A 12704-nucleotide genomic window follows, 5' to 3' on the forward strand; every position below is an offset into this window, starting at 1 on the left:
GAAGAACCCGTTCGGCGCACCGCGCAAGCGCGCGGGCGCGTATTTTGCATCGGTTTCGCGCTCGCTTCGTCGGAAAATGCCAGCCCTATTGCCGCTTGTAGTCCCGCACCGGCGATTTCGTCCCGTCGGTATAGGTCACCTGCACCGACATCGAGGTCACGCCTTCGGCGACCTTGAAGTAGGGCTGGAAATCATCGGGGATGGCGTAGGGATCCCTGGCATTGCAGGGCGGCATGGGAAGGGTCTTGTCGAGCGCGGCACCATTCAGGCTGTAATGCACTTCCTTGATGGCGCAGCGGTAGGACAGCATCTGCGTGAAATAGACCAGCCCATGATTGCCGCTGGCGTCGAAGGCGATCCATGAGGTCCAGAACTGGTCGAGGATCTGCTTGTTGCCCTGTTGCAGGGCGGCATCCGGGTCGAAGCCTATGTCGAACGGGCCTGTCTCGCGCCCCCTGATGTCGAGGTATTTGATCGCGATCGTGGTCTGCGCCGTGCTGTCGGGCAATTCGAAGCTCGGATTGGGCATCGGCTTGCCGGTTCGCTGGTCGTTGAGCGCCAGCAGGCCGGTGTCGGTGAAGGGGCCGGTGCCGCCAAGACGCCAGGATATCGCGGTCGCCGGCTCGGGCAGCGAAATGGTCATCGACCAGCCCTGGTTGGAACGCATCGGCGTCAGCGACGGCGCAAAGCGGGCGGGGTCGAGCACGTCGCCAAGGGCCGCCAGCCGGCCGCGGCCGCGGTCCAGCCAGTCGGCAAGCTGGGTCTGGTCGACGAAATATCCGAGCAGCCCGCCATCCTTCTCGTAAGAGACGAACTTGGTCAGCGCCTGGGCTTCGCTGCGCTTATCGGCCAGCGTCTGGCTGCCGAGCCGATCCTCCGAGAACTCCTGCGCCAACAGGAAATAGGCCGGCGCATAGTCCGGATTGGCCGCGATGAAGGCGTTGAGCTTTTCGAGCCGCTGGGTATCGTCGAACTGCAGCAGGTGGACGAGCTTGATCGATGGCGCCTTGGCTTTCTCCGCGAGCTGGCCGAACACCTCGCGGGCGCCGGCCTTGCCATCCTGGACCCGCAGAAGTGTGGCAAAGCGCGTATAGGGGTCGATGGCGTCGACATCGAAGCCGGCAAAGGCGAGGTAGGAGCGCCGCGCGTTGAGCATGTCGCCCGAGAGCTCGTAGACGCGGGCATTGTGGTAGAACTCGTCCGGCCGCTTCGGCTCGGCGATGGCGCCGCCTTGCGCGGCCAAGGTGGCAAACCCCTTGGCTATCGTGTCGATCGAGGCGGCGATCTGCTCAGTCGTCGCCTGAAGCTTTTCGGCCTGGGCCACTTGCTGCTGCTGGCCGCCCACGAGTGTCTCGGTGGTTTGCTTGACCGCTTCGACGGTCCTTTGCGTCGCGGCGCCTTGGGCCGCTTGCTGCTGCTGGGCGGAGGCGATCTGATCGGTTTTCTGGGCAACCGTGTCGGTCGATTTCTTGACCTCTTCGACGGTCTTCTGGGTTTGCGTGACCGTCTGCTCGATCCTGGCCACCTTTTCGGCGACGATGCCAATCGACTGCTGCAGTTGGGCGATCGCCGGCACCAGGCTGGCGATGATGCCGTTCTGCGAATTGGTCTCCTTCTGCACGGCGTAGACGCCGCCGGCAACCGCCGCCGCACTGGTGGCGAACACCAGCGCCGGCAGCGCCTTGGCCGCCAGCACGAGCCTGAGCACGATGGCAATGGCGATGATGACGGCCGCGATCGAGGCAGCCAGCGCGATATAGGCGGCGAACGGCGCCAGCGGGTTGAGGATGTCGGAAACGGCGCCGCCGATGAAGGCGATGCTGCCGGCCCATTTGCCGGTGCGGCTGAGCGACGCCCTGATCAATGACGGCGCGGCGCCAGCCCCAATGTCAGCCATTTTGCGAGCCCCCCTGCCGCCAGATGCCACGCTCCTTCCCACGGGAAACGCGGCTTTGGCAAGGAAAGACAGGAAACGGGCGATTTCGGGGCGGTGGCAAGGCTTGGTTCCTCTCCCTGGCCTCTGGCGGGTGGGGAAACAGGTCGCGCCGGCACTCGACATTCCCGGGGCTAACCGGCATTAACCAAATGGACGCACCCGCCGCGTTACGTTAGCTTCGCCTTATCTCAGCAACAGCATCGCCAGAACAGTCCAGCCCTTGTCCTTGCCGCGTCTCTTTCCGCTCTTCCAGAAAATCCTGGCTGTCCTGGCCCTGGCGGCCCTGACGGCCGGCTGCTCGACCACGGCCCCGCCCGACAGCGTTCTGGCCGTGCCGGCGCCGCCGCAGAAATACGCGGCCATCGTCGTCGACGGAAAGAGCGGCAAGCAGCTGTTCGAGGTCAATTCGACGGCGCAGCGTTATCCGGCCTCGCTGACCAAGATGATGACGCTCTATCTGCTGTTCGAGGCGATGGAGACCGGCCGCGTCACCAAGGAAACGCAAATCCCGGTTTCCGACCACGCCGCCTCGCAGCCGCCAACCAAGATGCGTTTCCGGCGCGGGGAGACGATCGATGTCGATTCCGCCATCCGCGCCATCGTCGTCAAATCGGCCAATGACGTGGCGGTGGCGGTGGGCGAATATCTCGGCGGCTCTGAAGACCAGTTCGCCGCCATGATGACATCCAAGGCGCGCCAGCTCGGCATGAGCAGCACCACCTTCCGCAACGCATCGGGCCTGCCCGACGACGGCCAGATGACGACCGCCCACGACATGGCGGTGCTCGGCATGTCGCTGCAGCGGCGCTTCCCGCAGCACTTCCATTATTTCTCCGAAAGCGACTTCATGTTTCGCGGCCGGCTGGTGCGCGGCCATAATGACATGCTCGGCCGCGTGCGCGGCGTGAACGGCATCAAGACAGGCTATATCAGGGCTTCCGGCTTCAACATCGTCACCTCCTACGATGCCGACGGCCGCCAGCTGATCGTGGTGGTGATGGGCGCCGACAGTGCCCGCCAGCGCAACGACCATGTCGAAGCGCTGATCCAGCGCAGCCTGTCGCCCACCATGGCCGACACCAAGACCAGGCTGATGTTCGCCGAACAGCAGTGAAGTGAGGCGTGATCCGCGCAGCGGACAAAAAGCCACTTGCCTGGCTTTTTGAACGATGAACGGTGAAGACACGGTCCGCCCTTGGGCGGACGCCGACCCAAGTCGTGCCTTGGTCACTGTAAAAACCTCACAGCCGGCTACCATCTTGCGACTGTCACGCAATCGTGCGGAAGACGTGGCATAGGCTGCGAAATCCGACAGTGGATAAGCGCCGTCGCCTCAGCGTATCCTAACTTACAGCGCAGGAGCCCATCATGAGCACCGTTCCCAAGGCATCCGAGCAGAAGTCGGCCGACAATGAGAACGACAGCGGCGGCGAGTATTTCGAGGCGCCGACCACGCAAGAGGATTTGCACGAGGTTTCCGACGAGCATTTCGACACGCCCGAAGTGCCGGACTCCGAACCGTCAGGCCCCGGCGCATCACGGCTGAAGCCGAAGAAAAAGCCATCGGCGATCTCGGGCCGCAAATTCCGCAAGCGCGACCTTGTGCGCATCGACACGCTGCGCCCGAGCCTCGCCGACCGCATTCATTCGGACCACCCCGACCTGCCCAAGGGCGCGCGCATCAGCCGCGAGGAGCTCGGCCGCTACCGCATGCGCTACATGGAGGAGCTCTTACAGCAGGAGCACGGCGAATTCTCCGAGCTCGACCGCCAGGTGGTGGAATCGATCGCCCGGCAGGACACGATCTCGGAGAACAGTGAAGAAGAATTCGAGGAGCACCGCTCCTTCGCCGACCGCGTTTCCGACAACATGGCCGCATTCGGCGGCAGCTGGTGGTTCCTGATCTCGTTCGCCAGTGTGCTCCTGGTGTGGATCGGCATCAACCTGATCGCGGGCATGGCGGGCGCCTTCGACCCCTACCCCTTCATCCTGCTCAACCTGCTGCTCTCCTGCATCGCCGCCGTCCAGGCGCCGATCATCATGATGAGCCAGAGACGGACGGAGGCCAAGGATCGGCTGCGCTCCTTCAACGACTACCGCGTCAACCTCAAGGCCGAACTGGAAGTCCGCCACCTGCACGAAAAGCTCGACTACCTCATCTCGCGGCAATGGACGCGGCTGGCCGAGATGCAGCAGATGCAGCTCGATGCCATGCATGAGCTGGCGAGCGCCAAGAAGGCAAAGCGGGCGGTGCGCGGGCGGCGGCCGGTGAAGAGCCCGGTAGAGCAGTGAAGGGGTGAGGAGTGGTCCGTGTAGCGGACGAAAAGCCAACTGCTTGGCCTTTCGAGCTTCGAACGCCCTGAGCCTGCGAAGAGCAGGATGCCGTACGCGAGGCCCAGACGCATCAAGCCAAGTTCGCAACGCCGCCAATTGCCCGTTGAAGCCCGCGCCCGCTTCCGCTAAGAAGCCGTGACTTGCCGGTTCGCCGGCTGGTTCGTTTTCCGGGCTCTTCGCCCTGAAAGCACCCGTAGCTCAGCTGGATAGAGCGCTGCCCTCCGAAGGCAGAGGTCACAGGTTCGAATCCTGTCGGGTGCGCCATGCTTCCAAGGTCCGTTCCGGACACATAGGTTACGGTTTATACCGGAGACATGGGTAACACTTCTGACCCGAACGGGTTTTGGAGCCAGACTTGGCCACAACCACCACCAGACGTGTCCTGATCACCGGCGCCGGCGCGGCTGACGGCATCGGCTTTGCCATTGCGCGGCAGTTTGGCCGGGCCGGGCATGCGGTTTTCCTGACCGGCGCCAGCGCGCGGGTGCTGGAGCGCGCTGGCGAGCTTCGCGGCGATGGCGTCGATGCCACGGCCGCGGTCGCCGATCTTACCATCGCGACGGAGGTGGAGCGGCTGCGGGCCGAGGTCGGCGCTGTCGATATCCTGGTCAACAATGCCGGCATGGGATCGCTGGCGTCGCCGTCCGTGGACAAGACGTTCCTGGCGATGAGCGAGGCCGAGTGGGACCGGGGCATCGAGACCAGCCTGAAGACCGCGTTTCTCGTCACCAGGGCGTTTCTGCCGGCGATGGTCGAAACGGGGTATGGGCGCATCGTCAACGTCGCGTCGGTGACCGGGCCGCTGGTATCCTACCAGGGCACCGCCGCCTATTCCGCGGCGAAGGCCGGCATGGTCGGCCTGACCCGGACATTGGCGCTGGAAGCGGCGCGCCATGGGGTCACCGCCAATGCCGTCGCGCCCGGCTGGATCGAAACCGGCGCGTCGAGCGAGGCGGAGCGGATGGCGGCCCTGCATGCGCCGCCGGGCCGCGCCGGCCGGCCCGACGAGGTCGCGGCGGCGGTCGTGTTCCTGGCTTCCGAGAGCGCCAGCTATATCAACGGCGCCTTGCTGGTCGTCGATGGCGGCAACAGCCTTGAAGAACGCAAGGGATAGACGGCGCGGCCAGTCTCATGCCTTGGCGGATTTCCACCTTGGCGCAACTCCTTCCACCGTAATGAAGTGTAACCTCTATCTCCTAGGAAATTTCCCCGCCGCCACCTGGCCGCTGGCACCGTCACTTGACTCAACCATCAGCCTGCACTAATCATAAGTCATGACTGTTGATAGCGCACAGCTTGCCGCCCTGGGCGATCCGACCCGAAGGCAGATTTTCGAGCTGATCGCGGAGCGTCCGCGCTCGGTGGCGGAGGTCACGCGGCAGGTCAGCGTGTCGCAGTCCGCGGTGTCGCAGCATCTCAAGGTGCTTCGCGACTCGCGGCTGGTGCGCGCGGAGCCGAAGGGCGCCAGCAACGTCTACCACATCGATCCGCACGGGCTGGGCCAGATGCGCGCCTGGCTCGACCGGTTCTGGAGCAAGACGCTCGCGGCCTACAAGCTGGCCGTCGAAACCCCACCAGAGGAGTGACCATGAACACCCAGATCCCCATCGCCTCCGTGAAACAATCCGTCGTCGTCGAGGCGCCGATCGAGCGCGCCTTCAAGGTCTTCACCGAGGATTTCGGCAGTTTCAAACCGCCCGAGCATAACCTGCTTGCAGCCCAGATCGCCGAGACGGTGTTCGAGCCTCGCGTCGGCGGCCACGTCTATGACCGCGGCGTCGACGGCAGCGAGTGCCGCTGGGCGCGCGTGCTGGCCTATGAGCCCCCCAACCGCGTGCTCCTGAGCTGGGACATCAGCCCGCAATGGCGCATCGAGACCGATCCGGCCAAGACCAGCGAGTGGGAAGTGCGGTTCACCGCCGAAACGGCTGGGCGTACCCGCGTCGAGATCGAGCACCGCAACCTGGAGCGCCATGGCCAGGGCTGGGAAGGTGTGCGCGACAGCGTCGCCGGCGATCAGGGCTGGCCGCTTTACCTGCAGCGCTATGCCGATCTGGTTGCTCGGCAGGCCTGATCGCGGTTCAAAGGCGCTTCGCCGCCTGGGCGGTCAGGGCGCCACGCCCCTGCACGCCCAGGCGACATTGGCGAACGACCTCGGGCCGTCCGGTCGCCCGGCCTGATAGGCATCGCGGACGGCAGCCTCGGTGCGCTCGCGCTCGGCTGCCTGCAGCGTTGTCATGTATTTGCCGAGCGGGCCCTCGCCGGCAGAAATCGGCGTCCAGTAGTCGGCGAAGTCCTGGTAATCCATGCGGATCATCAGCTCGGTTTCGGTCACGTCGGCCAGCCCCTGCTCGATGAAGGTCCGCTTCATTTCGCCGGGCTGCATCATCGGCTGGAAGCAATAGCGGCCGCGCAGCTGGCGCCCGCTCTCGCTGAGCGCGGCCACCGTGTCGATCATCATGCGCATGCCCGCCATGCCGCCGAGATGGTCCCACACCACAGCCGCGACCACGCCGCCCGGTCGCGTCACCCGGCGCATTTCGGCAACCGCCTTGCCGGCTTCCGGCACGAAGTGAAGCACCAGCAGCGCCAGCGCGCGGTCGAACGCATTGTCGGCGAACGGCAAGGCGGTAGCGTCCGCCTGCTGGATTTCGATGCGCGGATCGGTGTTGCGCCGCTTTGCCGCCTCGACGAAGACAGGCGAAAAGTCGATGGCCGCGATCGCCGCGAGTTCGGCGGATTTCGCCAGTTCGAACGTCAGGCTGCCGGTGCCGCAGCCGACGTCGAGGATCTTTTCGCCGGGGGCGAGCCCGGCGAAGCCGATGAAGCTGGGCGCGAGCTTTCGGCTCCAGCGGCCCATCAGTTGCTCATAGCCGGACGCGTCATGAACGGTGAAACTCGATGTCATATACCCCTCCCTTGGCTGCGGGCGCAGGCTAGACCTCTATCAGGATGAAGCCAAGGCAGGGGAGCACGGCGGACGCCTGCCTCCGAGTGCGGGAGGAAAAGTCCGGCTCTTATGCGACACCCTTGAATGCCGCCACGCTCTCGCGCTCCACCAGCGGGCATTCCAGCTTGGTGATTGGATATCGCCCCCGCCCCACTATCGCAGGCGCTTCCAGCTGCTCGATCGCCCATTGGCCCATGGCCATGTGCGGAAGGATCGACGTCGTCAGCGGCGGGAACAAATGCCGGGCGATTTCCTCGTCGTCATAGCCAACGACCGAGATGTCGGCGGGAATGTGCAGGCCGGCTTCCTTCAGGGCTTCGTAGCAGCCGATCGCGGTGCGGTCGTTCTGGCAGAAGATGGCGGTCGGGCGGTCCTTCAGGGCCAAGAGCTTCACTGTCGCGGCGTAGCCGGCGCTGGCCGACCAGTCGCCCTCGACCACCAGTTCGGGGTCGAAGGGGATGTCGGCGGTGGCGAGCGCGCGGCGGTAGCCTTTCAGCCGGTCCTGTGCTGCCTGCATCCAGGGTTCGCCCGTGATGGTGGCGATGCGGCGGTGGCCGTGGCTGATCAGGTGTCGCGTCGAGCTCTGGCCGCCGGCGATTTCGGAGGGCACCACGGCGGGGAATGCATAGTCCGCCGTGTAGCAGTTGAGCAGAATGACCGGAATGTCGAGGCCGTAGAGGAAGTCGGGCGCCGTGATTTCGCGGGTGAAGATGGTCATGTAGATCAATGCCGAAATGCCGCGCCTGGTCAGCGCCGAAATGGCGCGCGACTCCATCACGGCGTCTCCCATGGTCTGCGCCACCAGAAGCACGTTGCCAGCATTCCACGAGGCCTGGCGCGCGCCCTCGATGGCGACCACGGCTTCCGGGCTGGTGGCGAGCTGGTCGACGGCGAAGCCGATCACGCCGTCGAGTCCGTCGAAGGCGGGGCCATCAAAAGCCCCCTCGAAAGCCGCAACGGGCTTCAGCGCGGAGAAGGCGGGGGCGCTGTAGCCAAGCGCGCGCGCCGCCTCGATCACCCGCTCCCGAGTCTGCCGGGACAGGCGAATGCCAGGTGAATTGTTGAGCACGAAGGAAACCGTCGCCTGCGAGCAGCCGGCGGCGCGTGCGATGTCGGTCATGGTGACGCGGCCCTTGGGCTTTGCCGCCGCCTTGCGGCGCTTCCTGATGGCCTGGTCCGTCGTCTCGCTCATGCCGCCCCCAAATTCCCAGCCTGTCTAGCCGCAGCCCCCCGGTCCAACAAGATGAGGCGGCGCTTCCGATTCACATGCGCATCGACCGTACTAATAATTATTACCGTCCTTGAGGCCCATCCCCGACACACCGGCTCGAGCCCCCGCAAAAACCAGAGGTCGCAAAGGCTCTGGCTGCGTGCGATCAGCCATCGCCGCGTCGGTAGATCGATTCGGCCATGACACCCGAGCGCCACCGGACCGGTCGTTTGCTAATAGTGTTTACTAATACAAGGATGCGCTATACCGTCAATCCATCGCCGCCGGCCCCGATTGGTCCGGCTGCGATGGAAGTGTCTGTGAATGGCCCGATGGGGGGCGGATATGACTTCCGCAAACCATGTCTCAGATATGTGATATGTCAGACAAATCGGACTATTTACGAACGAGGAATGAGTCTCTAAAGTCCGTGGCCGTGGCTGGTAACGACGCCATTCTTTCACTGCCGGGAACCCCTTGAGGAGGAGGGCGTCCACGCCGCAGACGGCAATTCAGGTGAGCAAGACAAATTTAGTGTGCAAGACAATCCAGTGAGCAAGTCCGGTCAGCCCTACGACTGACCAAAACGGGAGGTTGAACATGAAATCCTTGATACGCAATGCATCCGTGGCCGCCGCGGCCCTGGCTGTCGGCCTGACGGCGACGGCAATCGCGCGCGCCGACGACAAGCCGACGCTGGCCTTCGTCGTCAACGGCGCTTCCGACTTCTGGAAAGCGGCCGAAGCCGGCGTCAAGAAGGCGCAGGGCGAACTGCCCGACTACACGCTCGAACTCAAATATCCCGAACAATCCTCGGTCGCCATCCAGCAGCGGCTGATGGACGACCTGGTGACCGCCGGCGTCAAGGGCATCATGGTCTCGGCCGTCGATCCCAAGACCTCGACGGATGGCCTGAACAAGATCGCTTCGCAAACGGCGCTGTTCACCACCGATAGCGACGCCCCGCAGACCAAGCGTGTCGCCTATATCGGCTCGTCCAATGTCGACGCCGGCAAGCAGGCGGCCGAAATCGCCAAGAAGGCGATGCCGGACGGCGGCAAGTGCCTGGGCTTCGTCGGCCTGCTCGGCGCCGACAATGCCAAGGAGCGCATCCAGGGCATGAAGGACGGCCTCGCCGGCACCAAGATCGAACTCGTCGACGTACGCGGCGACGACATTGACCAGGCGCGTGCCAAGAAGAATGTCGAGGACGCGCTGGTCGCCAGCCCCGACGTCACCTGCATGGTCGGCTTCTACTCCTACAACACGCCACGCATCTATGAAGCGCTGCGCGATGCCGGCAAGCTTGGTTCGATCACCGTCGTCGGCTTCGACGACGATCCGATCACGCTGGGCGGCGTCAAGGAAGGCACCATTGCCGCCACCGTCGTGCAGCAGCCCTTCGAATGGGCCTATCAGGGCATGAAGCTGATGGCCGCCTATCTCAAGGGTGACAAGTCGGGCATCCCGGCCGGCAATTTGATCATCATCCCGACCAAGATCATCGGCAAGGATGACGTCGACGCTTACGCCGCCAATCTCAAGGCGATGGCTGGAAACTAAGACCAGAAGCAGTTCAGCCGGCTCAACTTCGCTTGAGCCGGCTGTTCGCATTGACGAACCCTGCCGGGGTCGTCAGTCTGCAGAATGGGCATTTCGGCCCACCGGCTGCTGTCAGGCATGATGAATTATTCCGACACATCCATCGCGGCGACCACCCCGTTTCTCAGCCTCGAGAACGTGCGCAAGACCTATCCGGGCGTCGTGGCGCTCGACGGGTTTTCCATGGAGGTCAGGCCGGGCGAGGTCATCGGCCTGGTCGGCGAGAATGGCGCCGGCAAATCGACGCTGATGAAGATCCTCGGCGGCGTTACCACGCCCGATAGCGGCGCCATCACGGTCGACGGCGCCGCCCACAAAGGCCTGAGCGTGGAGGGGAGCCTGGGTTCGGGCATCGCCTTCGTCCACCAGGAACTCAACCTCTTCGAAAACCTCGACGTCGCCGCCAACATCTTCTTCGGCCGCGAGCCGCTGCGCGCCGGACAGCTGAGACTGGTCGACCGCGCGAAACTGCGCGACATGGTGGCGCCGCTGCTGAAGCGCGTCGGCGCCAACTTCTCCGCCGACACGCAGGTCGCAGATCTGTCGCTGGCGCAGCAGCAGATGGTCGAGATCGCCAAGGCGCTGTCGATCAAGGCGAGGCTGGTGATCCTCGACGAGCCGACATCGAGCCTGCCGCTGGCCGAGACCGACAAGCTGCTCGACGTCATCAAGGCACTGAAGGCCGACGGCATCAGCGTCATCTTCATCTCGCACCGCCTGCATGAGATCGAGCGCGTCGCCGACCGCGTTGTGGTGCTGCGCGACGGCATGCTGGCCGGGACGCTCGGCAAGCGCGACATCAATCACGACCAGATGGTCAAGCTGATGATCGGCCGCATGCTGAAGGAGCGCGAGAAGGCCTCCGAGGCGGCGCGTGCGCCCGGCGCCGTGGCGCTTGCGGCCAAGGCCGTCCGCACCCCCACCTACCCCAGCCGGCCGGTCGATCTCGACGTCAGGCGCGGCGAAATCCTCGGCCTTGCCGGCCTTGTCGGCTCCGGCCGAACCGAACTGGCGCGGGTGTTCTTCGGCATCGAAGCCAGCCTTGGCGGCACGCTGGAGCTCAACGGCAAGCCGTTAACGCTGGCCAGCGCGGCGGACGCCGTCGCGCAAGGCATCTTCCTCGTGCCGGAAGACCGCAAGCTGACCGGCATCCTGCTCGACCTGTCGATCGCCCAGAATATTTCACTCCCCAATCTGCCGGCGCATGCCAGGCGCTCGCTGGTCTCCGCAAGCGCCGAGACCGCCACCGCCGAGAAGCAGAAGAAAAACCTCGGCATCAAGGCGCCCTCCGTGCAGACGCGCACCGGCACGCTGTCGGGCGGCAACCAGCAGAAGGTCGTGCTCGGCAAATGGCTGGCCATGAACCCGAAGGTGATGATCCTCGACGAGCCGACGCGCGGCATCGATATCGGCGCCAAGGCCGAGATCTACGGGCTGATGCGGGCATTGGCCGACGCCGGCGTCGCCGTGCTGATGATCTCTTCCGACATGGAAGAGGTGATCGGCGTCTCCGATCGCATCGCCGTCATGCATGAGGGCCAGATCTCGGGCATTCTCGACAAGGATCAGTTCAGCCAGGAAAACGTGCTTTTGCTCGCGGTGGGCAAACCGGCGAACAGGCCGTAAGCGGAGACGACGATGACAAAGAAAGATCTCGGCCTGCTGATCCTGATCCTGGTGGTCGGGGCGATCGTCGCCATCATCAATCCGCGCTTCCTCTTGCCGATCAACCTCGCCAACACCTCGAACCTGATCGGCCTGTTCGGCATTCTCTCCATCGGCCAGGCCTTCGTCATCATCACCGGCGGCATCGAACTGTCCGTCGGCTCCGTTGTCGCGTTGCTGGGCACGCTGTTCATCGACTTCATCGCCGTGCGCGGCATGGGATGGCCTGTTGCCTTCGTGCTCATCCTGGTGCTCGGCGCCATCATCGGCCTGGCGCATGGCTGGCTGATCACGCGGCTCAAGCTGCAGCCCTTCGTCGTCACCTTGTGCGGGCTTTTGATCTATCGCGGCGTCGCGCGCTTCTACACCGCCGACGGCACCGCCGGTTTCGCCTTCGGGCAGAATTTTCCCGATCTCGAATTCCTGACCGCCGGCCGCTCCTGGGGCGTGCCGAACTCCTTCTTCGCGCTGATCGTCATCGCCATCGTCATGTGGGTGGTGTTGCACCGCTCGGTGTTCGGGCGCTATCTCTACGCCATCGGCAAGAACGAGGAGGCGGCGAAATATTCCGGCATTCGCACCGGCCGCGTCGTCATGGCGGCTTACGTCATCTGCGGCGTGCTCACCGCCCTGTCGGCGATCTATTTCGCCATGTACACGCGCTCGATCTCGCCGGCCAGCCACGGCCAGTTCTACGAGCTCTACGCCATTGCGGCCGCGGTGCTCGGCGGCTTCTCTCTGCGCGGCGGCGAGGGCTCGCTGATCGGCGTCATCCTCGGCACGGTGCTGCTGCAGGAACTGCAGAACCTCGTCAACCTGCTCGGCATTCCCTCCTCCCTCAACTTCGCGGTGATGGGTGGCGTCATCCTCATCGGCGTGCTGGTCGACCAGCAATGGGGTGTGTTCCGGGCGCGCCGGCGGATGGTCGATGCCGCCCGCAAGGGCGCGGTCGGCGCCGCCGCGGAATAGGTCAGTCCCGGCAGAAATAGCTTACCGGTGCTGGGCGC

At 64.6% G+C, this 12704-nt stretch carries 11 protein-coding genes and 1 tRNA gene; 9 read left to right on the forward strand and 3 right to left on the reverse strand.

The annotated features are described in order from the left end of the window. Positions 1-85 precede the first annotated feature (85 nt). Positions 86-1897 carry a methyl-accepting chemotaxis protein gene (locus FJ950_RS04505; protein ID WP_181171052.1) on the reverse strand — a complete coding sequence of 604 codons (1812 nt, stop codon included), beginning with the start codon at positions 1895-1897 and terminating at the stop codon, positions 86-88. A gap of 259 nt (positions 1898-2156) precedes the next feature. Here FJ950_RS04505 and FJ950_RS04510 point away from each other — a divergent pair, with 259 nt between their 5' ends. From FJ950_RS04510 to FJ950_RS04535, 6 genes are all read left to right on the forward strand, one after another. Continuing rightward, on the forward strand, positions 2157-3050 hold the full coding sequence (locus FJ950_RS04510) for a D-alanyl-D-alanine carboxypeptidase family protein (RefSeq protein WP_041163258.1): 894 nt from the start codon (positions 2157-2159) through the stop codon (positions 3048-3050). Between the two features lie 254 nt (positions 3051-3304). Further along, positions 3305-4228, forward strand: a complete 924-nt coding sequence (locus FJ950_RS04515) for a DUF1003 domain-containing protein (RefSeq protein WP_015314520.1) — start codon at positions 3305-3307, stop codon at positions 4226-4228. A gap of 229 nt (positions 4229-4457) precedes the next feature. After that, positions 4458-4534: transfer RNA gene (locus tag FJ950_RS04520), tRNA-Arg, on the forward strand. A gap of 91 nt (positions 4535-4625) precedes the next feature. Beyond that, a complete protein-coding gene (locus FJ950_RS04525; RefSeq protein WP_140615345.1) occupies positions 4626-5384 on the forward strand; it encodes an SDR family NAD(P)-dependent oxidoreductase in 759 nt (252 codons plus the stop codon). A 160-nt stretch (positions 5385-5544) separates the two neighbouring features. Beyond that, positions 5545-5856 carry a metalloregulator ArsR/SmtB family transcription factor gene (locus FJ950_RS04530; RefSeq protein WP_015314540.1) on the forward strand — a complete coding sequence of 104 codons (312 nt, stop codon included), beginning with the start codon at positions 5545-5547 and terminating at the stop codon, positions 5854-5856. Between the two features lie 2 nt (positions 5857-5858). After that, on the forward strand, positions 5859-6344 hold the full coding sequence (locus FJ950_RS04535) for an SRPBCC family protein (protein WP_015314541.1): 486 nt from the start codon (positions 5859-5861) through the stop codon (positions 6342-6344). 33 nt (positions 6345-6377) lie between these two features. On the opposite strand, the gene FJ950_RS04540 is transcribed toward FJ950_RS04535, so the two are convergent. Together FJ950_RS04540 and FJ950_RS04545 are read right to left on the reverse strand one after the other, a co-directional pair. Further along, positions 6378-7178 carry a class I SAM-dependent methyltransferase gene (locus FJ950_RS04540; protein ID WP_140615347.1) on the reverse strand — a complete coding sequence of 267 codons (801 nt, stop codon included), beginning with the start codon at positions 7176-7178 and terminating at the stop codon, positions 6378-6380. A 109-nt stretch (positions 7179-7287) separates the two neighbouring features. Then, entirely contained in the window at positions 7288-8412 is a 1125-nt protein-coding gene (locus FJ950_RS04545) for a LacI family DNA-binding transcriptional regulator (RefSeq protein ID WP_015314543.1), read from the reverse strand. 618 nt (positions 8413-9030) lie between these two features. Between FJ950_RS04545 and FJ950_RS04550 the strand changes: the two genes are divergently transcribed. From FJ950_RS04550 to FJ950_RS04560, 3 genes are all read left to right on the forward strand, one after another. After that, positions 9031-9993 (forward strand): sugar-binding protein, encoded by a 963-nt coding sequence (locus FJ950_RS04550; RefSeq protein WP_015314544.1) that lies wholly within the window; start codon positions 9031-9033, stop codon positions 9991-9993. A 120-nt stretch (positions 9994-10113) separates the two neighbouring features. After that, on the forward strand, positions 10114-11658 hold the full coding sequence (locus FJ950_RS04555) for a sugar ABC transporter ATP-binding protein (RefSeq protein ID WP_140615453.1): 1545 nt from the start codon (positions 10114-10116) through the stop codon (positions 11656-11658). 12 nt (positions 11659-11670) lie between these two features. Then, positions 11671-12666 (forward strand): ABC transporter permease, encoded by a 996-nt coding sequence (locus FJ950_RS04560; RefSeq protein WP_015314546.1) that lies wholly within the window; start codon positions 11671-11673, stop codon positions 12664-12666. Positions 12667-12704 lie beyond the last annotated feature (38 nt).

Source organism: Mesorhizobium sp. B2-3-14, assembly GCF_006442175.1.
In the GTDB taxonomy this organism is placed as follows: Bacteria; Pseudomonadota; Alphaproteobacteria; order Rhizobiales; family Rhizobiaceae; genus Mesorhizobium; species Mesorhizobium australicum.

Excerpts from the sequence above, each read along its gene's own strand:
- FJ950_RS04505 (WP_181171052.1), bottom strand. The coding sequence starts at position 1,897 with ATGGCTGACATTGGGGCTGGCGCCGCGCCGTCATTGATCAGGGCGTCG.
- FJ950_RS04515 (WP_015314520.1), top strand. The coding sequence starts at position 3,305 with ATGAGCACCGTTCCCAAGGCATCCGAGCAGAAGTCGGCCGACAATGAG.
- FJ950_RS04530 (WP_015314540.1), top strand. The coding sequence starts at position 5,545 with ATGACTGTTGATAGCGCACAGCTTGCCGCCCTGGGCGATCCGACCCGA.
- FJ950_RS04535 (WP_015314541.1), top strand. The coding sequence starts at position 5,859 with ATGAACACCCAGATCCCCATCGCCTCCGTGAAACAATCCGTCGTCGTC.
- FJ950_RS04540 (WP_140615347.1), bottom strand. The coding sequence starts at position 7,178 with ATGACATCGAGTTTCACCGTTCATGACGCGTCCGGCTATGAGCAACTG.
- FJ950_RS04545 (WP_015314543.1), bottom strand. The coding sequence starts at position 8,412 with ATGAGCGAGACGACGGACCAGGCCATCAGGAAGCGCCGCAAGGCGGCG.
- FJ950_RS04550 (WP_015314544.1), top strand. The coding sequence starts at position 9,031 with ATGAAATCCTTGATACGCAATGCATCCGTGGCCGCCGCGGCCCTGGCT.
- FJ950_RS04555 (WP_140615453.1), top strand. The coding sequence starts at position 10,114 with ATGAATTATTCCGACACATCCATCGCGGCGACCACCCCGTTTCTCAGC.
- FJ950_RS04560 (WP_015314546.1), top strand. The coding sequence starts at position 11,671 with ATGACAAAGAAAGATCTCGGCCTGCTGATCCTGATCCTGGTGGTCGGG.